20 protein-coding genes and 1 tRNA gene are annotated in these 24,937 nt (G+C 71.2%); 12 read left to right on the forward strand and 9 right to left on the reverse strand.

Translation table 11 applies throughout. The annotated features are described in order from the left end of the window. Nucleotides 1-131: 131 nt before the first annotated feature. Nucleotides 132-1,787 (reverse strand): DNA repair helicase XPB, encoded by a 1,656-nt coding sequence (locus ACFQRJ_RS01255; protein WP_377016193.1) that lies wholly within the window; start codon nt 1,785-1,787, stop codon nt 132-134. A gap of 134 nt (nt 1,788-1,921) precedes the next feature. Beyond that, entirely contained in the window at nt 1,922-2,797 is an 876-nt protein-coding gene (locus ACFQRJ_RS01260; RefSeq protein WP_377016195.1) for a hypothetical protein, read from the reverse strand. A gap of 305 nt (nt 2,798-3,102) precedes the next feature. Between ACFQRJ_RS01260 and gndA the strand changes: the two genes are divergently transcribed. Continuing rightward, nucleotides 3,103-4,566, forward strand: a complete 1,464-nt coding sequence (gndA, locus tag ACFQRJ_RS01265) for an NADP-dependent phosphogluconate dehydrogenase (protein WP_377016197.1) — start codon at nt 3,103-3,105, stop codon at nt 4,564-4,566. Nucleotides 4,567-4,700: 134 nt separating this feature from the next. Here the strand turns inward: gndA and ACFQRJ_RS01270 are convergent, their stop codons facing one another. The 3 genes from ACFQRJ_RS01270 to ACFQRJ_RS01280 all read right to left on the reverse strand — a co-directional run bounded on the left by ACFQRJ_RS01270 (nt 4,701) and on the right by ACFQRJ_RS01280 (nt 7,808). Then, a complete protein-coding gene (locus tag ACFQRJ_RS01270; RefSeq protein ID WP_377016199.1) occupies nt 4,701-4,970 on the reverse strand; it encodes a hypothetical protein in 270 nt (89 codons plus the stop codon). Between the two features lie 176 nt (nt 4,971-5,146). Continuing rightward, nucleotides 5,147-5,437, reverse strand: coding sequence for a hypothetical protein (locus ACFQRJ_RS01275; RefSeq protein WP_377016201.1), 291 nt, complete (start codon nt 5,435-5,437; stop codon nt 5,147-5,149). Between the two features lie 208 nt (nt 5,438-5,645). After that, entirely contained in the window at nt 5,646-7,808 is a 2,163-nt protein-coding gene (locus ACFQRJ_RS01280) for a helicase-associated domain-containing protein (protein WP_377016203.1), read from the reverse strand. Between the two features lie 56 nt (nt 7,809-7,864). Here ACFQRJ_RS01280 and ACFQRJ_RS01285 point away from each other — a divergent pair. Then, nucleotides 7,865-7,938, forward strand: a tRNA-Leu gene (locus ACFQRJ_RS01285). Between the two features lie 57 nt (nt 7,939-7,995). Next, a complete protein-coding gene (locus tag ACFQRJ_RS01290) occupies nt 7,996-8,760 on the forward strand; it encodes a YggS family pyridoxal phosphate-dependent enzyme (RefSeq protein WP_377016205.1) in 765 nt (254 codons plus the stop codon). A gap of 139 nt (nt 8,761-8,899) precedes the next feature. Here ACFQRJ_RS01290 and ACFQRJ_RS01295 read toward each other — a convergent pair whose 3' ends face one another. Continuing rightward, nucleotides 8,900-9,991 carry an ROK family protein gene (locus ACFQRJ_RS01295; RefSeq protein ID WP_377016207.1) on the reverse strand — a complete coding sequence of 364 codons (1,092 nt, stop codon included), beginning with the start codon at nt 9,989-9,991 and terminating at the stop codon, nt 8,900-8,902. 156 nt (nt 9,992-10,147) lie between these two features. On the opposite strand from ACFQRJ_RS01295, the gene ACFQRJ_RS01300 reads away from it, so the two are divergent. The 4 genes from ACFQRJ_RS01300 to cls all read left to right on the forward strand — a co-directional run bounded on the left by ACFQRJ_RS01300 (nt 10,148) and on the right by cls (nt 15,730). Next, complete coding sequence (locus tag ACFQRJ_RS01300; protein ID WP_377016209.1) at nt 10,148-11,455, forward strand: MFS transporter; 1,308 nt, start codon at nt 10,148-10,150, stop codon at nt 11,453-11,455. A gap of 432 nt (nt 11,456-11,887) precedes the next feature. Next, nucleotides 11,888-13,021: a trans-sulfuration enzyme family protein gene (locus tag ACFQRJ_RS01305; RefSeq protein WP_377016211.1), complete on the forward strand. Its 1,134-nt coding sequence runs from the start codon at nt 11,888-11,890 to the stop codon at nt 13,019-13,021. Nucleotides 13,022-13,224: 203 nt separating this feature from the next. After that, complete coding sequence (locus ACFQRJ_RS01310) at nt 13,225-14,118, forward strand: Bax inhibitor-1/YccA family protein (RefSeq protein ID WP_377016213.1); 894 nt, start codon at nt 13,225-13,227, stop codon at nt 14,116-14,118. A gap of 127 nt (nt 14,119-14,245) precedes the next feature. Next, entirely contained in the window at nt 14,246-15,730 is a 1,485-nt protein-coding gene (cls, locus tag ACFQRJ_RS01315; protein ID WP_377016215.1) for a cardiolipin synthase, read from the forward strand. Between the two features lie 19 nt (nt 15,731-15,749). Here the strand turns inward: cls and ACFQRJ_RS01320 are convergent, their stop codons facing one another. Further along, nucleotides 15,750-16,550, reverse strand: coding sequence for a hypothetical protein (locus tag ACFQRJ_RS01320; protein ID WP_377016217.1), 801 nt, complete (start codon nt 16,548-16,550; stop codon nt 15,750-15,752). A 36-nt stretch (nt 16,551-16,586) separates the two neighbouring features. Then, nucleotides 16,587-17,522, reverse strand: a complete 936-nt coding sequence (locus ACFQRJ_RS01325; protein WP_377016219.1) for a hypothetical protein — start codon at nt 17,520-17,522, stop codon at nt 16,587-16,589. Nucleotides 17,523-17,707: 185 nt separating this feature from the next. On the opposite strand from ACFQRJ_RS01325, the gene thiD reads away from it, so the two are divergent. Beyond that, nucleotides 17,708-18,586, forward strand: a complete 879-nt coding sequence (gene thiD / locus ACFQRJ_RS01330; protein WP_377016221.1) for a bifunctional hydroxymethylpyrimidine kinase/phosphomethylpyrimidine kinase — start codon at nt 17,708-17,710, stop codon at nt 18,584-18,586. A 37-nt stretch (nt 18,587-18,623) separates the two neighbouring features. Here the strand turns inward: thiD and ACFQRJ_RS01335 are convergent, their stop codons facing one another. After that, the gene (locus ACFQRJ_RS01335) at nt 18,624-19,835 is read right to left on the reverse strand and encodes a glycoside hydrolase family 3 N-terminal domain-containing protein (RefSeq protein WP_377016223.1); all 1,212 of its coding nucleotides are present in this window, start codon (nt 19,833-19,835) and stop codon (nt 18,624-18,626) included. 97 nt (nt 19,836-19,932) lie between these two features. On the opposite strand from ACFQRJ_RS01335, the gene ACFQRJ_RS01340 reads away from it, so the two are divergent. The 4 genes from ACFQRJ_RS01340 to ACFQRJ_RS01355 are packed head-to-tail and all read left to right on the forward strand — an operon-like array spanning nt 19,933 to nt 24,846. Then, a complete protein-coding gene (locus ACFQRJ_RS01340; protein WP_377016225.1) occupies nt 19,933-20,517 on the forward strand; it encodes a hypothetical protein in 585 nt (194 codons plus the stop codon). After that, complete coding sequence (locus tag ACFQRJ_RS01345) at nt 20,514-22,703, forward strand: prolyl oligopeptidase family protein (protein WP_377016227.1); 2,190 nt, start codon at nt 20,514-20,516, stop codon at nt 22,701-22,703. The genes ACFQRJ_RS01340 and ACFQRJ_RS01345 overlap by 4 nt, the downstream gene beginning before the upstream one ends. Continuing rightward, a complete protein-coding gene (locus tag ACFQRJ_RS01350; RefSeq protein ID WP_377016229.1) occupies nt 22,700-23,428 on the forward strand; it encodes a DinB family protein in 729 nt (242 codons plus the stop codon). The genes ACFQRJ_RS01345 and ACFQRJ_RS01350 overlap by 4 nt, the downstream gene beginning before the upstream one ends. A gap of 11 nt (nt 23,429-23,439) precedes the next feature. Beyond that, on the forward strand, nt 23,440-24,846 hold the full coding sequence (locus ACFQRJ_RS01355) for an alpha/beta fold hydrolase (protein ID WP_377016231.1): 1,407 nt from the start codon (nt 23,440-23,442) through the stop codon (nt 24,844-24,846). The last annotated feature ends 91 nt before the right edge of the window (nt 24,847-24,937 follow it).

Below are 24,937 nucleotides of genomic sequence, written 5' to 3' on the forward strand. Positions count from 1 at the left end.
CCTGGGAACTTCCGGAACATACGTCCTCCGTGTGCGCCGACGGGCCGGTCGGTCGGCCTGCCCTGCGCGAGCAGCCTGCCGCGCTCCGGCCTGCCCTGCGTGAGCAGCCCGCCGAGCTCCGGCCTCCTCGCTCAGCTGGCGTCGGCCGCCCGCTCCAGCTCGTCGGCGTCCACGATCGTGTACGCGTAGCCCTGCTCGGCCAGGAACCGCTGGCGGTGGGCGGCGTAGTCCTGATCCTGGGTGTCGCGCATGACCACGGTGTAGAAGTGCGCGGTGCGCCCGTCGGCCTTGGGGCGCAGCAGGCGTCCCAGGCGCTGAGCCTCCTCCTGGCGGGACCCGAAGGCGCCGCTGACCTGGACCGCGACGGAGGCCTCCGGCAGGTCGATGGAGAAGTTCGCGACCTTGGAGACCACCAGGCGCGTGACCTCCCCGGCGCGGAAGGCATCGAACAGCTCCTGGCGGCGCCTGACCGGCGTCTGCCCCGTGATGAGATCGGCGCCCAGCTGCTCCGCGAGCTCCTCGAGCTGGTCGATGTACTGGCCGATCACCAGCATCGGCTCACCCTCGTGGCGCTGCGCGATCTGCTGGACGACCGGGATCTTCGCCGGATGGGCGGCCCCCAGGCGGGGCCGGTCCTCGGCCTCGGCCATGGCGTAGGCCATCCGATCCTCCGAGGGCATCGCGACGCGCACCTCGGTGCAGTCGGCCGGGGCGATGTACCCCTGGGTCTCGATGTCCTTCCACGGGGCGTCGTACCGCTTGGGGCCGATCAGGGAGAACACCTCGCCCTCACGACCGTCCTCGCGCACCAGCGTCGCCGTCAGCCCGAGCCGCCGGCGAGCCTGCAGATCGGCGGTCATGCGGAAGACGGGGGCGGGCAGCAGATGGACCTCGTCGTAGACGATCAGTCCCCAGTCGCGGGCGCTCATGAGCTCGAGGTGGGGGTGGATGCCCTTCCGCTTCATCGTGAGCACCTGGTACGTCGCGATCGTCACCGGGCGGATCTCCTTCGAGGCACCGGAGTACTCTCCGATCTCGTCCTCGGTCAACGTGGTGCGCCGCAGCAGTTCGGACTTCCACTGCCGGGCGGAGACCGTGGAGGTCACCAGGATCAGCGTGGTGCGCTGCATCGCGGCCATGGCGCCGGCGCCCACCAGGGTCTTCCCGGCACCGCAGGGCAGGACGACCACACCGCTGCCGCCGTGGCGGAACCCGTCGACGGCCTCGGCCTGATACGGGCGCAGCTGCCAGTCGTCCTCGCGCAGCGCGATGGCGTGGGCCTCGCCGTCGATGTAGCCGGCCTGGTCCTCCGCGGGCCAGCCGAGCTTGAGCAGCGCCTGCTTGAGGGCGCCGCGCTCCGAGGGGTGGACGATGACTGTGGCCTCGTCCAGGCGGGCACCGAGCATGCCCTGGACCCGCTTCGCCCGCGAGACCTCCTCGAGCACGGTCCGGTCGACCGCGTGCAGCACGAGGCCGTGCGTGGGATGGGACTGCAGCTGCAGCCGGCCGTAGCGGTCCATCGTGTCCGCCACGTCGATCAGCAGGGAGTGGGGGACCGGGTACCGGGAGTTGTCCACCAGCGCGGCGACGACCGATTCGGCGTCGTACCCGGCGGCGCGGGCGTTCCACAGGCCGAGGTCGGTGATGCGGTAGGTGTGGACGTGCTCCGGGGCCCGCTCGAGCTCGGCGAAGGCGGCGATCGAGGCCCGCGCGGCCGGCGCTTGCGGATGGGCGACCTCGAGCAGGAGTGACTTGTCGCTCTGGACGATCAGGGGGCCATCGCTCATCCCCTCAGGCTACGCCGCGACCGGCGACAGCTGGCCGGCCGGGTGAGGCGGGACTCGTCCGCCGCCCGGCCGCGGTGGGAGCGGTACGAGGCGTGCCCCGGTCTCAGGCCGCGGCCCGGACCGGCTCGCGCAGCTCATGCCCCTCGCGCGGGGTCCGGCAGCTCCCGGCCCTTGAGCCGTTCGTACATGCCCAGCTCGAACAGCAGCGAGAAGGGAAGCACGACGAGCAGGGGGATGATCAGGGAACCGGCGACGGAGGCGATCACGCTGAGGATCAGGTAGGTCACGATAGTGGTGGCGAGGTTGCTCCCGGCCAGCTGGAAGCTCTCCTTGACGGCCTCGACCGGGGAGGCGCCGCGAGCTGCGGCGGGCACGGCGAAGACGAGCGCGACGGCCGCGACCAGGCCCGGGATGTAGAGCAGCAGGGTCCCGACGAGGGTGATCGCACCGACCAGCAGGGCGGTCAGGAGCACTCGACCGGAGCCGATGAGGGCCTGCCGGATCGTCGGCCGACCGCCTTCGAGGATCACCTCCGCGGCCCGGGCGGAGCCCGACTGCCACAGCAGCGCGAACGGGACGGCCAGCAGCGCGACGGCGAAGAAGCCTGCGTAGAACAGCAGGATCTCGCCCATCGGGACGGTCCCGGCCGGCTCCGTGACCTGCCATTGATGCATCCGCGAGATCATCACCGTTATCCCCGCGGCGATCCCGCCGAAGATCAGGACACCGATGATCACGGAGTAGATGAGTCCGACGACCAGATAGGAGACCGGGTTGCGCAGCAGCGCATTGCCGGCGAACTTCATCGCCGCCCCGAGGTCGGAGGCCAGGTCGGTGCCCGGCAGCGGCCCGCGCACTGCAGCCGGATGCCCGGCCTGGGCCGGCGTGCCGTGAGGCGCCGGCTGTCCGTACCGCCCCGGGGTGCCCTGCGGCGCGGCGCCTGAGCGCGACGACGGATCGGAGCCGGGATGCGGATCGGCCGGCTCGTGCGGCGAGGAGGGAACGGTCATCACGGGGTTCTCTTTCGCAGGGCTCTGGTGCCGCGCCGGACGGCCGGCAGTGACGCGCACGGTGGACGCGCAGCGCTCGGGGACGGCTCTACCGTACGGGGACCGGCGGGCGGCGGACCATCCACGACGGTCCGGGAGCCGTGGGGTTATCCGTGGGGTTGACAGCGGCAAGGATCGGCACGCACCGGAGCAACCTGCCCCGCATCCCTAGAATGGACGACGATGGACCGGGACCCGCCCTCGGCCGACGTCGTCGGCCCAGCGGTCCGGCCCGGCTCGACTATCACTCGACATGAGGAGATCCCATGGCAAGCTTCGATCCGTCCCCCGCCGATGTCGCGGACATCGGCGTCACCGGAATGGCGGTGATGGGCTCGAATCTGGCCCGCAACTTCGCCCGCAACGGCTTCAAGGTCGCCATCCACAACCGCAGCGTGGGCAAGACCGAAGCGGTCATCGCCGAGCACGGCGGCGACGGCGAGTTCTACCCCTCCGAGTCCATGGAGGACTTCGTCGCCTCGCTGCAGAAGCCGCGCGTCGCGATCATCATGGTCAAGGCCGGCGGTCCCACCGACGCCGTGATCGATGAGCTCGCCTCCCTGATGGACGAGGGCGACATCATCGTCGACGCCGGCAACGCCCTGTTCACCGACACCCGCCGCCGCGAGGCCGCCCTGCGCGAGCGCGGCCTGCACTTCGTCGGCTCCGGCGTCTCCGGAGGCGAGGAGGGCGCTCTGAACGGCCCCTCGATCATGCCCGGCGGTACGAAGGAGTCCTACGACCGCCTCGGCCCGATGTTCGAGAAGATCTCCGCGCACGTCGACGGCGAGCCCTGCTGCACCTACATCGGGGCCGACGGCGCCGGCCATTTCGTGAAGATGGTGCACAACGGCATCGAGTACGCCGACATGCAGGTCATCTCGGAGGCCTACGACCTCATGTCCAAGGCCCTGGGCATGGGCGCCTCCGAGATCGGCGACCAGTTCGACGAGTGGAACAAGGGGGACCTCGAGTCCTTCCTCATCGAGATCACCGCCGAGGTGCTCCGCCACACCGACGCCACCACCGGCAAGCCGTTCGTCGACATCGTCCGTGACCAGGCCGCTCAGAAGGGCACCGGCGCCTGGACCGTCCAGACCGCACTGGACCTGGGCGTGCCGGTCACCGGCATCGCCGAGGCCACCTTCGCCCGCTCCGTCTCCGGCTCCGTCCCCCAGCGCGAGGCCGCCCGCGGTGTCCTGGCCGGCGAGACCCAGCAGCTCGAGATCGAGGATCGCGCCCAGTTCATCGACGACCTGCAGAAGGCCCTGTACGCCGCGAAGCTCGTCTCCTACTCGCAGGGCTTCGACGAGATCGCCAAGGGCGCCGACGAGTACGGCTGGGACATCACCCTCGGTGACATGGCCAAGATCTGGCGCGGCGGCTGCATCATCCGCGCCCGCTTCCTCAACCGCATCACCGAGGCGTACGAGCGCGATCCGAAGCTGGCTCTGCTGCTGGCCGACGACTACTTCGCCACCGAGATCGCCAAGTGCGTCCCGGCCTGGCGGCGGGTCGTGGCCTTCGCGGCCGCCAGCGGCTACCCGGTCCCGGTGTTCGCCTCCACCCTGTCCTACTACGACGCGGTGCGCGCCGATCGCCTGCCCGCAGCGCTGGTCCAGGCCCAGCGCGACTACTTCGGGGCGCACACCTACCAGCGTGACGACGGCGAGGGCACCTTCCACGTCGAGTGGTCCGAGGACCGTCGGGAGACGCGCCAGGACGGCTGATCGACCCGCTCGATCTCACGCCCCGCTCCGAAAGGCAGCGTTCGCGCGCCGCTGTGCAGGGCACGTGCCATCCAGAGCGCACAGAAAAGCCCCGGACCGCTGTGGTCCGGGGCTTTTCCCCTCGACGATCCCGATCACATCTGCGTGGAGGCACCCACGACGAGGAAGATGATGACGAAGTACGCGATGACCAAGAGGATGGCGAGAGCCCAGGCGATCGCGAAGGCGATCCAGGCCCACTTGGTGAACTTCCTCGCTGTCTCCGGCTCCTCGTCGGCCTTCAGGTAGCCCAGGAGGCCGAGAACGCCGGAGATGACGCCGCCGCAGACGAATCCGACGATGGTCGCGATGAGGGCGTTCTTCTTGATCTGCTCGACGTCGGGGCCGGAGATGGGTGCGGTCATGGGAGAGCTCCTTCTTCCTGATGATCGTGCGCCGGACGCTGTATGCGCGCGGTCCCCAGGTCAGGCGTTTTCGTCGTTCCGTTCCTGGCAGACGGAATGGTATCCGAATGCCTGCGGGCCCGCCCATGGGGACAACTCCCCATGGGCGGGCCCGCAGGCGAAGTGCCCGAGCGCTGTCAGTACGTGGTCGGGGTATTCGCGATCATCGCGCCGATGAAGACGAAGTAGGCGATGATGCCCAGGATCCACAGGACGACGCCGATCGCATAGGCGATCCAGCCCCACTTGTAGTACTTGTTCGCGGTCGCGAGGTCTTTGTCGGCGTTGACCAGGCCGAGGATGGCGAGGATCAGGGTGACGACGTTGCCGAGGCAGACGACGGAGAGCACCAGCTGCACGATCCACTTGGTCTTGCTCACAGGAGCCTGGCCGCCGCCTGCGGCGTAGGTGAAGTTCTGGTCGGTCATGAGGTGGTCCCTTCGTCATTCCTGCGGGGTGGGTTCTGTGCCCGCGGCACTGCATTCGTCGCGGGCTCGCTCCGCTCGGAGGCCGAGAGGAATCATAACCAGGGTCAGCGCCATCTCCGCCAGCAGAGAACGCCCCACGACAGGACGGGCGTAAACAATTTTTCAATGACTTGTCGGTATCCTCCGGGCCGGGGGATCACCGGGAGGATCAGCCCAGGGTCACTCGATGCACGAGCACGGTGAATTCCTCTCCGCGCCCGGTCTCCCTCGCGCGAAGACGCCCTCCCTCGAGCGAGACCGGACGAGCCTGCTTGACCACGACGCCGCCGCGCCCGTCGACGATGCCCAGCGCGATCTCGCTGCCCTGGGCGATCGCATCCAGCAGGCGGTCGGTGACGGTCAGATCCGTCGCCCCGTCCTCCGCGGCGCGGATCCGGGCCACCGCCTCGGCGGGCGGCAGGCGGAGCTCGGGGCCGTCGACGGTCACCAGGTCGGGGTCGGGCGGCCCGCCGGCGAGCGAGTGGGCCAGCTCCGATCCGGCAGTGCGGCCGTCCGGCCCGACGGCCTGCGGGGAGAGCCCGGCCTGGCGGGCGACCTGGAGCGCGAATCCCGGATCGGAGAGCGTCACGGCGACGGTGGGTGCGAGCCGGCGCAGAGTCAGGGCGGATGCCTCGGGGGCGACCTGCAGCAGATCCAGCACGTCGGCCTCCGCGGTCAGCACGGTGCTCGCCCGCGCGACCTGGACCCTGCCGTGGCGACGCTGTTCATCGCGCAGCAGGTAGTCCAGCCCCTGGGGGATGGGAGATCGCGAGGTCTCCTCGAGCAGCGACCGCAGTGCCTCCGCGTCCCGTCCCGCGGCCAGGGCGCGGCGGACGGACGTGGCGGAGAACCGCAGGGTGAGCGCGCCGCCCCGGGAGACGACGTCGGTCCAGTCCAGCAGCGGCAGCAGGCGTTCGGAGGGGCGGCCGGGCACGACGACGGTCAGATCGGCGTCCAGCAGCACCTCGTCGACCGGCGGCGGAGCGGCGTCGCGCAGGGCCCCGGCGAGCCGGGCGTCGGCCTCGGTGACGTCCTCGTCGAGCGCGGGGACGAGCGCCTGGCCGAGAACGCTCAGGGCGCCGCTGTCCAGGACTCCGAGCGCCTCGCCCTCGCTCAGCAGCGCGGCCGTCTCCTCCTCGATCACGTCGGCTGGGACCAGGGGGAATGCCCAGGACAGGGAGTCGACCAGTGAGTCCTTCGTCGCCGCGATCGTGGGGGAGGTGCGCAGGGTGCGCAACAGGCTGCCGCGGCGGGTGCGCACGCCGTCGCGTCGCGTGTGCTCGGACAGCAGCGGGCGCCCGGTCCCCGAGGCGTCCGGCGTGCCGACCACGGCCGCCAGGTGGTGGCCACGCGCCCATGCCAGCACCAGTTCGGCCCAGCGCTGCTCGGCGCTCTGGACGCGGTGGGTGTCCCAGTCGCGGGTGGGGTGCCATTCCTGGCCGTCGTGCCCGATCAGTCCAGCCTGCCAGGCGGACTGCAGCACGGTGGCGTAGGTGACGACGGGCACCCCTGCCCGGTCGGCGAGCCGGCGCAGATCGCGCTGGGGGATGCCGCCGCGCCGCAGCACCCCCGGGGGATCGTCGTCGAAGCTGCGCACCGTGCCCAGCAGGCGCAGGGCCTCGAATGCTCTCTCGACGGCCTGCGCCGCCCGGGAGCCGAGGATGCGTTCGGTGACCTCGGGGCCGTCCGGGGCCGGCCGGTGGGCGACGTAGGTGCGGCGCACCCTGCCCTCGCGCAGGGCCAGGTGGACCGAGCGGGGAATGTACCGGGAGCCGGACTCGTCGGCGACCACGATGCCCGCCTCCTGCAGGGCCGAGGCGAGGCGTCCCTCGCCCTGCACCTCGGCAGGACCCCAGGCCAGGGTCTCGAGGACCTCCGGCATGGTCGTCCGGGCGGTGGCCACCAGGCTGGCGGCCTCGTCGGCGGTGGGGTCCGACGGACGCCCCGGAGCGAGGCCGGCCGGTGTGCGCAGCCCGTCCCGCAGCGGCCGGATCAGATGCAGCTCGTCCTCGCCCCAGATCAGGGCGAGGGTGGTCAGTCTTTCGAGCCCGGGGGAGACGGTCGCCGGATCCGAGGAGACCGCATCGGCCACAGCCTGCGGGGAAGCTCCGTCCTCGAGCACCGCCAGCGTCTCGACCAGATGCAGCTCGGGGAGGGTGAGCGACTCCAGTGCGCGGCGCGCGGAGGTGGCCCCGGCGGCGCGGGCGGCGAGCGGGCCGATGCCGCCCGGCAAGGGCGAGGCGAGGTCCGGTCGGGCGACGAGCAGGGCCTCCAGGCGGTCGTCACCGAACCGGCGCAGGGAGTCCGCGAGGGACCGGATCACAGCGGTCATGATGGGCTCCAGCATAGGGTGAAGCCGTGACGCGGGCCGCCAGGGCGCCGCGGCACGCCCCCATAGCCCAATCGGCAGAGGCGGCCGACTTAAAATCGGCACAGTACGGGTTCGAGTCCCGTTGGGGGTACTGCTCGGGTCGCCTCGAGGAATGCTCCGTCAGAGATGACGCGTCACAATGGAGCACATGACCTCGCCCGCTTCCGCCTCCGACGACGAGTCCTCCTCCGCACCGACAGCTCGGGTCGCCGCCCGACTCGACGAGGTGCTCTCGCGCATCGACGGTGCGGCGGCGCGGGCCGGCCGCGACGGTCGGGAGATCACGCTGTTGCTGGCCACCAAGACGCGCACACCTGAGGAGATCGCCGCCGTGATCGATCTCCTGCGTGCTCGCGATCGGCGGATCGCCGTGGGGGAGAACCGCGCCCAGGAGATCGCCAAGCACGCCGACCCGCTGCTCGCGGACAACGGCGTGCCGCGCCACTTCATCGGCCGCCTGCAGACGAACAAGGCGCGCGACGTGGTCGCCTTCGCCGAGCTCATCCACAGCGTCGACCGGGTGGAGATCGCCGACGCCCTCGAACGCCGGGCCGCGATGGCCGGCCTCGCCCGGGACGTGCTGATCCAGGTCAACACCTCCGGCGAGGAATCCAAGGGTGGCTTCGCGCCCACCACCGAGGCCCTCGGCCCGATCATCCAGCGGCTCCGGGCGAGCGAGACCCTGCGGCCCGTCGGCCTCATGACCATCGGCGCCAACACCACTGATGAGCGCGCGGTGCGGGCTTCGCTCCGCGGTTTGCGGGAACTGCGCGATGACATCCGCCGGCAGCACGACCTCCCGGAGTTCGAGCAGCTCTCGATGGGGATGAGCGGCGACCTCGAGATCGCGGTGGACGAAGGCGCGACCATCGTCCGGGTCGGCTCCGCCGTGTTCGGCCCCCGCGCTCAATGACGTCGGTCGCCGAGCGCGATGTCTTCCACGCTCTCGCGACCGTGCCGTGTTCCGAGAGGTACCGGGGTCGTGGCACTTCTCGGAACGCGGCGGTGACTCGCCGGCACCGGCTCGGAGAGGCTTCCCCGTTCGCCGGGGCTCAGTCGGGGAGGACCAGGGCCTGCGGCAGCCCGTACTCGTGCTCGAGCACCTCGCAGGCCGCCCCGACCGCGATCAGGTCCGTGCCGCGCGTGGAGAGCATCACCTCGACGTGCAGCCACGGCTCAGCCTCGAGGCTCTCGGCCAGTGCGCGCCGGATCGCGTCCATCGACGTCGCGTGGTGCGCGTAGACGGTGCGCCCTCCCAGGACCACGCGATCCACGTCGGCCAGGCGCACCAGGTTCAGCACGACGGTGGCCAGCACGTCGGCGGCGCGGTCCTCGTCGTCCTCGGCGAGGGCGGCCTGGTACTCCGCCTGCGCGCACCCGCGGCGACCGCACGAGCAGAGCACCCCGCCCATCCGGACCACGGTGTGCCCGGCCTCGCCGGCGTGGGAATGGGCGCCGCGCACGATGGCGCCGTCCAGGCACAGGCTCGCCCCCAGCCCGTCCTCGACCAGCACCAGCGCGGCATGATCCAGCAGGCCCGGCTGCGACCACTTCTCGCCGACGAGCGCCGCGAGGGAGTCGTGATCCAGCAGCACCGGCATCCCGAGCTCCTCGAGCAGCAGCTGCCTGATCGGGGCGCCGCTCCACGCGTCGGGCTCGGAGGTCCCGCGGTAGACGCCCTCGGCCCAGTCCACCGGTCCGGGCATCCCGATGCCCACGCCCAGCAGGTCGCCGGGGCCGGTGTCGGCCAGCGCGCGGGTCTCGGCGGCGAGCGTCTCGATGAGCTCCGGCACGGGCTGCAGGCGGCCCGTCTCCAGCTCGCGCCGCTCCAGGATCTCGCCGGCGAGATCCACCACCACGCCATGGACCCGTGAGCGCGTCAGGTGCAGCCCGATCGCCCGTCGGGAGGAGGGGACGATGCTGTACAGGGTGGTCGGCTTGCCCGGCCCCGGGGTGATCGTGCCGACCTCGCTCATCAGCCCGCGGTCCGTCAGGCGGGACAGGATCTTCGAGACGGCCTGGGGAGTGACCTGCATGGCCTCGGCCAGCTCGCCCCGGGAGACGGGCTCGCCCCGTCGGGCGAGGGCGAGCACGGCGGCGTCGTGCGCGCCGGCGACGCGGTCCAAGGGGCTGGTCGGTCTCATTCCGCCCATCTTTGCACGCACGGTGTGACACGAGTCGTCGTCGGGCGGGTCGGTGCCGCCCCACCCTTGACGTAACGCAACAGCGTTGCCTTATTGTGGGTCTCGGGTCGATGGAGCCCTCACCGCACGCACGCTCTCGAAGACCGAGGACCACTCATGACCACCATCGACATCACCCGTTCCGCACCCCCGGGCATCACCCCCGCCCGTCGCCGCCTGGCGCTGTTCGCTCTCGCCCTGGGCGGGTTCGGCATCGGCTCCTCGGAGTTCGTGACCATGGGCCTGCTCCCGGGTATCGCCCACGGCCTGCTGCCCGAACAGATGGCAGGCGATCCCGAGTCGGGGATCGCCCAGGCCGGACTGGCCATCTCCGCCTACGCGCTCGGCGTCGTCGTCGGCGCTCCGGTGCTCGCCCTGCTCTCGGTGCGCTGGAGCCGTTCAGGCATGATCGTCGCCCTCGCCGGCGCCCTGGCAGTGGGCACCGTGCTCTCGGCGATCATGCCCACCTTCGAGCTGACCGTGTTCGCCCGGTTCCTCGCCGGCATCCCGCACGGCGCCTACTTCGGCGTCGCCTCCCTGCTCGCCGCCTCGCTGATGGGGCCGGGGAACCAGGGCAAGGGCGTGGCCCTGGCGCTGTCCGGTCTCACCGTCGCCAACCTCGCCGGCGTGCCCGTGCTGACCGCCGTGGGCCAGGTCGCCGGCTGGCGTGCCGTGTACCTGCTGATCACCCTGATCTTCGTGGCCACCGTCACCGCGCTGCGCCTGACGGTCCCGCGGGAGGAGAAGGTGGCGGGCCGGCGCATGGTCGACGAGGTCATGGCGCTGCGCCGCCTGCAGCTGTGGGTCATCATGGGCATCGCCGCCGTCGGGTTCGCCGGCGCCTTCGCGGTCTTCAGCTACGTCGCCGACATCACCACCAACGTCACCGGTGCCCCCGCGGCCGCCGTCCCCTGGGTGCTGGCAGCGGCCGGTCTGGGCATGACCGTCGGCAACCTCATCGGCGGTGCCACCACGGACCGTTCGCTGAACGGCACCCTGATGATCGGCTTCCCGCTGTACATCGCTTCGCTGGTCGGCCTGTTCCTGGTCGCCCACACGTCGCTGGCCGCGCTGCTGGTCGGGTTCTTCGTGGTCAACGTGACCAACGCGTCGCTGAACCCCGCGATGCAGACCTGGCTGATCCGGGTCGCCCGCCGCTCCGAGGTGCTCGGCGCGTCCCTGAACCACGCCGCGTTCAACGTCGCCAACGCTCTCGGTGCCTCCCTCGGTGGCGCCGTGATCGCAGCCGGGTTCGGCTACGAGGCCCCGATGGTGGTCTCGATCATCCTGTCGGTGCTCGGCTTCTCGCTGGTCGCCGCGACGCTGGTGGCCCTGCGGGTGCGTGCCCGCCGGACCCTGGAGATGCTGCGCCGCCACGAGCCGGCCACCACCGACTCGATCCCCGCGGTGCCGGTGCACGCCTGAGCGGTCCTGCCGGTCACCGCAGGCCGGCGCTGACCGTCGACGGAAGCTCAGTCGAGGTCGCCCTGCACAGAGCAGGGCGACCTCGACTCACGTCCCGGGCGTGGTCACGGGCCGGGTGGTGACATCCCGGGCGTGGTCACGGGCCGGGTGGTCTAGTCCCGTGTGTGGTCACCGGTATCCGTGCGGCGCGGTCGGTCACGACGAGGCCCGGGTTGTGACTCGGACGGGCGACGGCGGCGTCACACTCGGACATCTGGCTCCCGGAGCGGGGGTTGCCGGTGCCTAGAGTGGCCGGGTCCTTCGGGCGCTCTCCCGAGGGCCTGACCGTCCGCCCCGACATCGTCCGGCCGGATCGACGCTCCGCCCAGACCTCGTCGGGTCGGATCGATGCTCCGAGCCGACGTTCCCCGCCCCGACCTACGTGGAGGCCCCGTGCACATCCAGACCGCCGCCGTGCAGACCCTCAGGGACCATGAGCACGGAGCCGTCGTCCCTCCGGTGCACTACGCCTCCACCTTCGAGCTCGACCCCGGGGTCGAGGACGGTGCGTACGCCTACCAGCGCGGCTCCAACCCCACGCGGGCGCAGCTCGAGACGGTTCTGGCCACGCTCGAGGGGGCCGAGCACGGCTTCGCCTTCGCCTCCGGCATGGCTGCCACCGCCGCGTCCCTGTCCACCCTCGAGGTGGGCGACGAGGTGATCCTGCCGGCCAGCGTGTACGGCGGCACCTACCGCTTCGTCGACCTGGTGCTGCCCGGCCGGGGCGTCACCAGCCGCTTCGTGGACGACCTCGGAGAGCTCACCGACGCGGACTTCACCCCCGCCACCAAGGCGATCTTCATGGAGACCCCGGCCAACCCCACGCTGCGGATCACCGACCTGCGTCGCCTGGTCGACCTCGCCCATCGCCACGGCGCACTGGTGATCGTCGACAACACGTTCATGACCCCGGTCCTGCAGCGTCCCCTCGACCTGGGGGCCGACGTCGTGGTCCAGTCCGCCACCAAGTACCTCGCCGGCCACTCGGATCTGCTGGCCGGCACCATCACCACGAACGACGACAATCTCGCCGAGGCCTACGCGCTCGCGCAGAAGGCTCAGGGCGGGGTGCTGTCCCCGGGGGAGTCCTTCCGCCTGATCCAGGACCTCAAGACCCTGCCGCTGCGCCTTCAGCGGCAGCAGGACAACGCTCTCGCGATCGTCGAGGCCCTGCGCGCCCGGGATGACATCGCCCGGGTTCTCTACCCCGGCTCCCACAGCGAGGAAGAGGCCCGCATCCATGCCTCCCAGGCCAGCGGAACCGGGGCGGTCCTCTCCTTCGAGCTCGCCCCGGAGCTGGACCGGGTGGCCTTCCTGCGCGCGCTGCGCTATCCGGCCTACGCGGTGAGCCTCGGCGGCGTGGAGTCGCTCATCTGCCGCCCCGCGGTGATGACCCACGAAGCCATGACGCCGCAGGCACGCGCCAACGCCGGGATCTCCGACGAGCTGCTGCGGCTCTCCGTCGGCATCGAGGACGTCGCCGACCTGATCGAGGATCTGGACCAGGCGCTCGCCGCCGCCCGCTGAGCTCCGGCCCGCTGAGGCTGGGGCTGGGGCTGGGTTCAGGTCCCGCGGAGACCCACTGGGGCTGGATTCAGGTCTCGCGGAGAGCCGAGCGCGTGCACAGCGCAGTCACGGGAATCACGGATATCATGGTGGGGTCGGCACGCCAGGGCTCGTCCCTCGTGCTCCCCGACGTCGGCCCACCAGACCCATCCGTGAGGAGCCCCATGGCACGCCACAACATCGTGCTCGGCCGCGACCAGGCCGTGCACCAGGGACAGAACTACAGCGCCCCGCAGTTCGGTCAGCGCGCGCAGGGCGGCCCCGCCCAGGGGACCCAGTGGTCCTCCGGCTTCGATCAGCAGCAGGGGGCCGAGCCGCTCGAGGCGATGTACGCCCGCCCGTCGGCGACCGGTCACGACACCGGCCGCATGACCATGCGCGACGCGCTGAACGCGATCACGGCCACCCTCGGCACGATCGTCGTGATCGGCTTCGTCATCGCGATCACCCCGAAGTCGCTGCAGATCCTCGCGGGCGACGCCGGCCTCCAGCTCGGCCTGCTGATCGCCGGCGCGGCGACCATCATCGGTCTCATCGGCGGCCTGGTCACCGCGATGATCAACATCTTCAAGAAGCAGCCTTCGGTGCTCGCCGTGCTCGCCTACGCCGGCTTCGAGGGTCTGCTCCTCGGCGGCATCAGCGGCACCATGGAGGTGTCCTACCCGGGCATCGCCCTGCAGGCCGTCGTCGGCACGCTGGCCGTGGCCGGGACCGTGCTGGTGATGTTCCGGATGGGCATCCTGCGCACCTCGCCGGTGCTGAACAAGATCTTCATGGTCGCGATGGTCGCGTACCTGATCTTCGGCCTGGTCAACATCGGCTACCTGCTGATGACCGGCCAGAGCCTGCGCGAGGGCGTGATGGGGCTGGTCATCGGCGGTCTTGCGGTGGTCATGGCCTCCTACTCGCTGGTGATGGACTTCGAGGACGTCCAGCGCGCCACGCAGGCCGGCGCCCCGCGCAAGTACGCCTGGCGCTGCGCCTTCGGTCTCGCCGTCACCCTGGTCTGGCTGTACATCGAGATCCTGCGCATCATCGCGATCCTCCGCAGCAACTGACCTGACCGCCCGGCCCGTCTCGGCCGGGTGATGACTCCGGGCGGCGACCGGTCGTCGCCCTATCCGCAGCGGCGGGCTCCCGTATCCTCGGGGCCCGCCGCTTCGCACGTCGGGGAGGAGCCCGTTCATGGCCCTGTGGCAGTGGCTGCTCGCCCACTGGCTGGTCGTCGCCACCTACCTGTTCATCGCAGTCGACGTCACCTTGCGAGTGCTCGGGCTCATCCTGGTCCCGCGCAACCGCCGGCCGGGATCCGCCCTGGCGTGGCTGCTGGCGATCATGGTGTTCCCGCTGGTCGGGTTCCCGCTCTATCTGCTGCTGGGCAAGGCGCAGCTGCCGCGGAAGCGCCGCGAGAAGCAGAAGGCCGTCAACCGCCTGATGCGCGTGCGCTCGCTGAACATCCCCGACACGGCCCTGGACGACGACGTCCCCAGCTGGCTGCGCTCCGCCGTCCGGCTCAACCGTGAGCTCGGAGCGTTCCCGCTGACCGGCAACAACTCCGCCGACCTGGAGATCGACTACGACACCTCGATAGCGCGCATGGCGGCCGACGTGCGCAGCGCCGAGCGTGAGGTGCACGTGCTCTTCTACACGATGGGTCTCGACCCGGCCACCGAGGACTTCTTCGCGGCCCTCGTCGAGGCCGCCGGTCGCGGCGTGACGGTGCGGGTGCTCTACGACCACTGGGGCTCGCTCAGCCACGGGCCGGTCTACCGGGCGATGCGCCGCCACCTCGACGCGCACGGCATCGAGCACTATCCGATGATGCCGATCAAGCCGTTCCGCGACGGTGCGTTCCAACGGCCGGACCTGCGCAACCACCGCAAGCTGCTGATCGTCGACGGGCAGGTCGGCTGGATGGGCAGCCAGAACCTCATCGCCGCCCACTACGACAAGCGCGCCACCATCCGCCGGGGCCTGCACTGGCAGGAGACCATGGTCCGGTTCCGGGGGCCGATCGTCTCGGGGATGAACCTGCTGTTCGCCACCGACTGGTACTACGAGTCCAGCGAGCAGCTGCCCGAGGCCGCCCTGGTCGCGGCTCCGGAGGACACCTCGGGCACCTACGAGTGCCAGCTGGTGCCCAGCGGCCCGGGATTCGTGCTCGAGAACAACCTGCTGCTGCTGAACCAACTGTTCTACTCGGCGACCCATCGCATCTGCGCCGTCAGCCCCTACTTCGTGCCCGACGAGTCGATGCTCTCGGCGCTGATCACCGCCGCACGCCGGGGAGTGGAGATCGAACTGTTCGTCTCCGAGATCGGGGACCAGTTCCTCGTCTTCCATGCCCAGCGCTCCTACTACACGGCGCTGCTGGAGGCCGGGGTGCGGATCCAGCTCTACCGGGCGCCGACCATCCTGCACGCCAAGCACGTGACCATCGACGACTCGGTGACCGTGATCGGGTCCTCGAACATGGACATCCGCTCGTTCATCCTCGACATGGAGAGCACGATCATGGTCGGCGGCACCGACTTCATGGAGAAGATGCACGAGGTCGAGGACGTCTACCGCTCCCGCAGCCGCGAGCTCACCCTGGAGGAGTGGCGCCGCCGGCCGATGCCCATGATGCTGCTGGACAACCTCTGCCGCCTGGCCTCGGCGGTCGTCTGAGGCCGGGTCAGGCCGGGTCTCAGCCGGACAGTCCGGTCAGGGACGAGAAGGCCTCCTCGGCGCCCTCCTCGTGCTCGGTGACGCCGACGGCGATCTCCGAGATGAAGGCGCTCGGCCCCTCGTCGGTATCGACCACGACGACCGTGACCCGGGTGGCGTCCGTTTTCTCGAGCGGGTCGTTCTGCCAGTTGACGGTCGCGGTGGTGCGGTATCCGGGCATTCCGGCGACGGTGACCGGCTCGGTGACCTCGTCGTCGAGGGTGCGGCCCGTCGCGTCCCCCCAGTCGGTCAGTCGGAACATGCAGTCGACGATGCGTTCGGAGGCGGCCTCGTCGCCGGGGTAGTCGACCCCCGGCTGCCACTCGACCTTCCCGACATGGAGCGTGGAGATCCAGGACTCCTCCACGGGGGCCGTGGCGACCTGGGTGTCATTGAGGAAATAGGGGAAGAGGTTGTCCTGCCGGCCGGTGAAGGTCGACGGGGGGATGAACTCCAGCCCGCCGCCGCGCAGCTTCCCGGAGGGGTTCGAGGACGTCCGCTCGAAGGGCGGCTGCCAGCACATCTCCTCCTCGACGGCCGTCGGCTCCACCGTCTCCTCGCTCGTCTCCGGATCCGCGGGGGTCGAGGAGTTCGAGACCGAGGTGGGCGATGCGCCGCCCGACCCCCCGGAGGAGCGCACCACGAGGTACCCGACGGTGATGGCCACGATCAGCAGGAAGACCACGGCGAACGCGATGGCGCCGGTCAGGAGGGCAGTCCCGCGGCCGCCGCCCGGGCCGGGCGTCTGCGGGGTCGGGGTGTACTGCGGTCCGGTAGACACTGTCTGCTCCTTCTGGGCCGGGCTCGCACGCCGGCGTCACTCGACGACGTCGAGGCTGGCGATGATGTTCTCGAGGTCTTCGACATGTTCGGGCTGGTCGGCGGCGACGTCACTGGCCAGGGCGCTGGGACCGTTCGGGCCCTCCACGACGATCGAGGTGACCACGGAGGCGGACGAGCTCTCCAGCACGTCGGGATCCTCGAAGTGGTACGTGGCCTGCACGATCCATGCGGGCTGGCCGTCCACGGTCATGGTCTCGGAGCGGTAGTCCGTGATGTCGGGGTTCTCCCCGAAGTACTCCACGACACCGGAGGTGGTGGCGTAGCACTGGAAGATCGCGACGGCGGCGCCCTCCAGGCCGGGGTACCCGCCGTCGTCCTCCTCGGGCCAGGTGACGCGGCCGACGTTGACCACGCTGTACCAGGGCTGCTCGACCTCTCGCGCCTTGGCCCCGACCTCGCTCATGTAGGGCAGCGGCTGGCTGCCCCAGGGGAAGTCCCACCCGTCGGGCACGGTGTACTCGAGGTCGCCCCCGCGGACGGTGCCGGGATCCGGCGAGGGTGCCTGGGCCCCGCTGTCAGGGATCGAGCACTCCGTGGTGGGTTCCTGGGTGAAGATCGGCGGGGGAGGGGCGATGTCCGGGTCCTCGGGGTCGGGCACGTACTCGGACTGGCCTTCGGCGCTGCGCGTCTCGGGTCCGTCCGCGGTAGGGGCGTCGTCCTCCTCCAGGACCGAGCGGAACACGGTCTGGGACAGCACCAGCGCGACGATGGCCAGCAGCACCACGCCGGATCCCACCACCGACAGCACCACGGCCAGGGTGCGCTTGCGCGCGCGCTCGCTGGGCTCACCGAGGGTGGCCGGGCCCTGAGAGCTCTGATAGTCGGGCAGGGCGCTCGGGTCCTGGTCGGCGAAGTCGGGCAGCCCGGATGACGCGGGCTGCCGATCCTCCCCGCTGGGATCCTGAGTCATTGCCACCTCCCGGCCCTGTGGGGCCCCTGCCGCCCGCTCGGGGCTCTGTCCCCGGGTGATTCTCGCACGCACGGTCACAGCGCGCCGCACCAGGATAGGAACTCCAGAGACGGTTGGTACTCTCCGTCCACACGGCCACCGGAGGCGCCCGCTCCGGTCCGGGACCCCCGAGAGATGGAGACTGCATGCGCCCGCCCCTCGTCCTGACCATCGCCGGTTCCGACTCCGACGGCGCGTCGGGCATCCAGGCGGACCTGAAGACGTTCACCGCCCTGGGTGCCTACGGTGCGAGCGCGGTGAGCATGATCAGCGCCGTGAACACCCACGGGCTCCACGGCATCCACTACCTTCCGGGTGACGTCGTCCGCAGCCAGATCGACGCGGTCGCCGAGGACCTGTGGATCGACGCCACCAAGATCGGCGCCCTGGGCAGCGCCGCCGTGGTCGAGGCCGTCGCGGGCGCTGTGCGCGCTCACCGCGACCGGCTGGGCCGGATCATCCTGGATCCGGTGATGGTCGGCAGCGACGGCGCCGCCCTGATCTCCGCCGAGGGTGCCCGCGCGCTGCGCGAGACCCTGGTCCCGCTGGTGGACGTGCTGATCCCGAACATGGCCGAGGCCGCTCAGCTGCTGGGCCGGCCGGTCGCGGCCTCCATCGACGAGATGCGGGGGCAGGCGCTGGCGCTGCAGGCGCTGGGCCCCCGGATCGTCCTGGTCACCGGTGGACGACTGGTCGATGATGATGCGGTCGACGTGCTGGTCCACCCCGGCGGCACCGACCTGCTGCGGGCCGAGCGGATCCCGGGGCGGAAGGTGCGCGGGGCCGGTTCCACCCTGTCGGCGGCGATCGCGGCGCAGCTCGCCCGCATCGAGGAGTTCGACCGGGCCGGTGAGCTGGGGGAGATCGGGGAGAAGGGGTCGGACGACGACATGGCCACGATCGTCGCCTCGGCGCGCGAGTTCCTCGCCAGCGCCATCGAGAACGCCGAGGAGTGGAAGGTCTCGCGGCGCACCCGCGGGGGCTACGGTCCGCTCAACCACCTCATCACGCTCGACAAGAGCTGACCGGCCCCGCCCCGTTCTCCCCGAGTCGCTCCGCGCCTCACTCCTCGAGCAGGCCCATGCTCTCCTTGAGCGCGAGCACGCGGCCGACGGACTCCCGCAACCTCTCCCGGTGCTCCTCGCTCTCGGCCGCCCACTGCTCGATGGCGTCGACCAGCTCACCGGTCAGGGACGCATCGGCCGTCAGCACCACGTCCCCGCCCGCCTCGAGCGGGCGCGTGGCGCGCTGGGCCACGGGCACGTCGGCGACGGCCTCCGCGGCCCCGATGTCGTCGGTGATCACGACGCCGTCGAAGCCGAGCTGGTCGCGCAGCAGATCCTGCACGGCGGCGCGGGAGAACATCGCCGGCACGTCGGGCTCCAGCCGCGGGTAGATCGCAGAGGACATCATCACCAGTCCCGCCCCGGCCTCGATCCCGGCGGCGAAGGAGTCCAGGAACGGATCGTCGGCGCCGGTGACGTCGTCGACGATGCCCTCGGCGGAGAAGTCGGTGTTCTCCTCCACCCGACCCAGCCCCGGGAAGTGCTTGAGCGTCGCGGTGACCCCGCGGTCCGCCAGCGCCTCGGTCGCCGCGGCCACGCATCGGGCGACGTGCTCCGGGTCGGTGCCGAAACCGCGATCCAGGCCGCCGACCGGCTCGTTGGCATCTCCCAAATCGGGGTCGACCACGTCGGCCACCGGTGCCAGCGCGACCCCGATGCCATGGCCGGAGAGATCCTCGCCGATGCTCGTGTACGCCTCCGTCACGGCGCCCGGTCCCTGCTCCCCGAGCTCCTCGGCCGACGGGGTCCGACGGGCGGCGTCCCCGCGCAGCATCCTGACCTGCCCGCCCTCCTGGTCGACCGCGACCAGAGGCCCCAGGTCGCCTCGGGACCCGTCCCGGGCCTCGGCCACGATCTCGTCGACGGCGTCGCCGTCCTCCCACACCTGGAGCAGGAGGATCCCGCCGGCATGGTGGTCGGAGAGCACCTCGGACGGGATCTGCTGGCCGGCGTGGATCCCGACCAGGACCAGCTGACCGGCCAGTTCGCGCGGGCCGAGCTCCTCGAGCAGCGCCTCCGCCCTCGTCGGCGGCTGCGTGCTCGGTTCGGGGCTGGGCTCCTGAGTCGGCGCCGCGGACTCCTCGGGCCGCGTGCCTTCGGGGTCGCTCGGCGTGGTGGCTTCGGGATCGGCTGAGGTCGGGTCCGTCCGGTTCGTGCAGGCGGCCAGTGCCGCCGTGGGGGCGAGAGCCAGAAGATGACGTCGGCGCATGCCAGAAGTGTTCCACGGCGGAGGCACCAGGGCCCATGTGGCATGGCCTTCGCGGCGAAGTGACCTGCGTCGCCGTGCGCCCCGTAGGCTGGAACCCATGAGCGCGCCGACACCTTCCGCCCAGGACCACCCGCGGGCCGCCTCGATCGAGTCCGGCACCGGCACACCGCTGGCCACGTGGGTCCAGCGCATCGAGGACGCCGGAGGCCGCGACCTCGATCATGCCGCCATCGCCCGCCTGCTGCCGCAGCGCTGGGACATCACCGAATGGTGGGCACAGGGTGTGACCATCGCCTATGAGCAGCTGATCGGCCGCCGCGTCGTCGGCCAGAGCTGCGACGGGGACTTCGCCGCCTCCGCCTCCCGCACCGTCACCGGGGACCCGGACGCCGTGCGCGAGCTCTGGGACGACTTCATGACCCCGGTGCGCCGCGAGGAGCTCGGGCTCGAGGAGCCGACGCTGACCGACACCGCGACGTGGCGCTACTGGCGTGCCGCCGTCCAGGACGGCACCCGGGTCTCGGTGAACATCACCCGCAAGGACGGCGCGCCCGAGAACCCCCGCTGCACTCTGGGCCTGGAGCACAAGCGCCTCGAGACCGCCGAGGCACGCGACGCCTGGAAAGCCGTCTGGAAGTCCGTCCTCACCGAATTCGCCGCCTTCGAGAAGGAGACCCGATGACCGACGCCGCCGCCCAGCCGGCCCCGAGCCCGCAGCTGCCCGCTGCCGACGGCAGCTCGGACCCGCACCAGTGGCTGGAAGATGTCACCGGCGAGGAGGCGCTGGCCTGGGTCCGCGATCGCAATGCACGCGCCGAGGCGGAGCTCGAGGCCGTGCCCGATCCCCGCGAGCCCGGCGGCGCGCCGCTCGCGGAGACCCTCCACCGGGAGATCCGGGAGATCCTCGATGCGAAGGACAAGATCCCCGGCGTGGTCAAGCGCGGGCGGTACCTCTACAACTTCTGGACCGACGCGGAGCACGAACGCGGGCTGTGGCGGCGCACCACGCTGGAGTCCTACCGCACCGACGAGCCGGAGTGGGAGATCCTGCTGGACGTCGATGCGCTGAACGAGGCCGAGGGTGAGGACTGGGTGTGGCACGGCGCCAGCCTGCTGCGGCCCGCGGGCGCCGCCGACGGCGAGCCCTATCGTCACGCGCTGATCGACCTCTCCCACGGTGGGTCCGACGCCGACGTCACCCGCGAGTTCGACCTCGAGACCCTGCGCTTCGTCCCCGAATCCGAGGGCGGCTTCGTCCGGCCCGAGGCCAAGGGGAGCCTCAGCTGGATCGACGCGGACACCGTCTGGGTCTGCACGGACTTCGGTGAGGGCACCGTGACCAGCTCCGGATACGCCCGCCAGGCTCGGCTCTGGCGGCGCGGCACGCCCCTGGCCGAGGCCGAGCTCGTCCACGAGGTCGCCGAGAACGACATGGCGATCTTCGCCGCCCACGACTCCACGCCCGGCTGGGAGCGCGACTGGATCATCGAGGCCCACGCCTTCTACGACAACACCATCCATGTCGTCGACCGCAGTCAGTCCCCGCCCACCCTGGAGACGATCGAGGTGCCGCGGGACCTGGAGGCCAGCGCGCACCGGGACCTGGGAATCTTCACTCCCCGCAGCGACTGGGAGATCGGGGGCGGCACGTACCCCGCGGGCTCCCTCGTCGTCGGAGACTTCGAGAGCTTCCAGCGCGGCGAGCCCGAGCTGCACATGCTCTTCGAACCCACCGCGACCACGTCGCTGGCGGACATGACCATCACCCGCAGCACGGTGGTGCTCTCGGTCCTCGAGGATGTCATCCACCGTCTCGAGGTCCACACCCGCGACGAGCACGGCCAGTGGGTGCGCCGCGACCTCTACCCGGAGCTGAGCGGCTCCCTCGGGGTCTCCGCCGTCGACCCCGACGAGAACGATGAGATCTGGGTGAGCGTCACCGGCTTCATCGAACCCACCACCCTGCGCCTCGGCGACCTCTCCGAGGTGCCCGCCGGCGGTGAGCCCGGTGACCTCCAGCTGGTCAAGTCCACCCCCGCCCGCTTCGACGCCGACGGTCTCGAGGTCAGCCAGCACTTCGCCACCAGCGACGACGGCACCCGCGTGCCGTACTTCGAGATCTCCCGACCGGCGAGTGCGGAGGCCGCCGAGCCGGCGCCGACGCTGATGTTCGGCTACGGCGGGTTCGAGATCTCCCTGACGCCGTCCTACCTGGGAGCCATCGGCAAGGCGTGGCTCGAACGCGGCGGCACCTATGTGCTGGCCAACATCCGCGGCGGCGGGGAGTACGGGCCCACCTGGCACCAGGCAGCTCTGCGCGAGAACCGTCACCGCGCCTACGAGGACTTCGCCTCCGTGGCCCGGGACCTCCTCGAGCGCGGCGTGACCGATCGTGAGCACCTCGCCGTGCGCGGCGGCTCCAACGGCGGCCTGCTCACCGGGAACATGCTGGTCCAGTACCCCGACCTGTTCGGTGCCGTGATCATCCAGGTCCCGCTGCTGGACATGAAGCGGTACAACCAGCTGCTGGCCGGTTACTCCTGGATGGCCGAGTACGGCGACCCGGACACCGAGGACTGGGAGTTCCTGCGCACGTTCAGCCCGTACCATCTGCTGGCCGAGGAGCGCGCGGCGGACTACCCGCCCACGTTCCTGCTCACCTCCACCCGCGATGACCGGGTCCATCCGGGGCACGCCCGGAAGTTCACCGCCGCCCTGGAATCTCTCGGGGCCGACGTGCGCTCGTGGGAGAACACCGAGGGTGGCCACGGCGGTGCCGCCACCAACGAGCAGGCCGCACGCATGAATGCCCTGCTGTACACGTTCCTGTGGAAGACCATCGGCACCGACGACGGGGCGGCATCATGAGCCCCAGCCACCGCGGCGAGCCCGTGGAGCCGGCCGGGACCCCGTCGGCCCCGATGGCGCCGGAGCCCTCGGTTCCGGACGCCTCCGTCGGGCCCGTCACGGACGACCCCGACGGCTCCGCACCCGCCCCGCCGGACTCCGACGAGCTCGACGTCCTGGTCGACCGGCTCGCCACCGAGCAGGCCCTCAGCGCGGACGAGGAGGCTCCCGCTGCGGTCGCCGAGGGCGAGCGACCGGAGCCGCCGCTGATCGCCGGGGAGGTCGAGACCTTGGCCGGGTTCCTCGATTTCCTGCGCGCGACGATCGTGTGGAAGGTGGAGGGCCTCAGCGACGAGCAGGCCTCGGCCCGTCTGGTCGGCTCGGACACCACCGTCACCGGGATGATCCGGCACCTGGCCGACACCGAGCGCTCGTGGTTCCGCGAGGTGCTCGGCGGTGTGCCCGCCGACGAGGCGGGATATGCGTGGTCCCGCGGCCACGACGCCGAGCAGGAGTGGTCGCTCGAGGACGGCGCCTCGCTGGAGGAGGCGCTGGCGGACTATCGTGCCGCCACGGAGGCCTCGCGCGCGCAGCTCGCCGGCCGCGAACCGGACGAGGAGCTGCGCGGGACGCGGGAGGCCCGCACGGTCCGCTGGGTGCTCGCCCACATGGTCGAGGAGACCGCGCGCCATGCCGGCCAGCTCGACATCCTGACCGAACTCCTGGACGGCCGTACCGGCGAGTGAAACTGCCCTTCGTGAAGACGGCCGACCTCTTCGAGCGCTCCGCGCAGGACGAGCTGCTGCAGATCCGCAACGACCTGATGACGGTCTACCGCGAGGTCTCCGCGGATGAGGATCGCCTGTTCCCGCTGCGCTTCGCCCGCACCACGCCGCGCCGGCTGCGGCGCGGGCGCACCGGGCAGGCGGTGCGGTCGCGGCTGCCGGAGACCGGGCACTGGGGTCCCTCAGTCGGCGTCGCCGAACCGCAGGTGCCCGTGCTGCTCATCCCCGACGGGCCCGCCCGCGCCTCCGTGCTGCCCTACGACGCGCTGCGCCGCAACCTCGCGGGCCACGGGCTGGACGTGCTCATGATGGAGCACCGGGGAGTGGGGCTCTCCCGCCTGGACGCGACGGGGGAGGACCTGCCGGCCCATGCCATGACGCTGCGGGAGGTGATCCGGGATCTGCTGGCGGTGCTGGACCGGGCCCGCGCGCAGCAGGTCGCCGTCTACGGCACCGGATACGGCGCCTATCTGGCGCAGGCACTGGCCGTGCTCCACCCCGAGCGGGTGCACTCGCTGGTGCTGGACTCGCCCCTGACCAGCGCCGAGGACGAAGCCGTCGCCCAGGCCGCGCTGCGGGACATGTACTGGAACGGCACCGAGCCGGCGACGTCGAGCACGGCGGCGGTCCTGCGTCGACTGGCCGAGACCGAGACCGTCGACATCCACCGGGCCGGTCCCGTCGTCCTCGCCGTGCACGAGCACGGCGGGCCGTCGGCGGTGCGGGAGCTCGTCGACCTGCTCTCGGTGGGGCGTGGCCGGCTGACCTGGAACAGCGTGCGCCAGGTGCTCAACCAGGGATGGTTGCAGTCCACGCCCTACGTGATGGAGCACGATCTGACCTCGCGGATCTCGCACACCGAGCTGGGCCGCGGATCCCACGCCGACGGAGGTCCTCTGGACGCGCTGATCGTGGACGGGGAGCAGGCCCGAGCCGTGCCGCCGTTCCACGGTGAGGTGCTGGACCTGCATGCTCTGGCCCCTGCGATCACGGCTCCCACGCTCGTGATCACGGGAACCCAGGACCTGGTGGCCCCGCCCCGCATCGCCCGGGAGCTGGCGGAGCGGATTCCCGGTGCCGAACTGCTGGAAGTGCGCGGCGCCGGCAACTCGATGCTCGATTCCCGCAGCCAGATCACGCAGATCGCCGCTCGCTGGAGCGCCTGCGGCACGGCGCATCGGCTGCCGGAGTGGGCGGACGAGCTCGCGGCGCTGCCGGCCACGCCGACGGACCAGGCGCTCTCCCGAGGCCTGCAGATCGCGCTGGCCGCCGAGCGGTACTCGCCGTGGCGCCTGCGCGTGGAGTCCGTCCGAGCAAAGCGGGAACAGGCCCACGTCGATCCCCGCGCACGCCGCACGCGCCACGTGAAGATCGACTGATCACCGGCGTTCCGTACCGCATTCCCCCGAATTGTGACCCTCGCGATCAGCAGTCGCCGTTTCTCAGGCGCGACATCAGGCATATCCTTTC

The organism is Brachybacterium sp. GCM10030252, from assembly GCF_042666535.1.
GTDB lineage: Bacteria > Actinomycetota > Actinomycetes > Actinomycetales > Dermabacteraceae > Brachybacterium.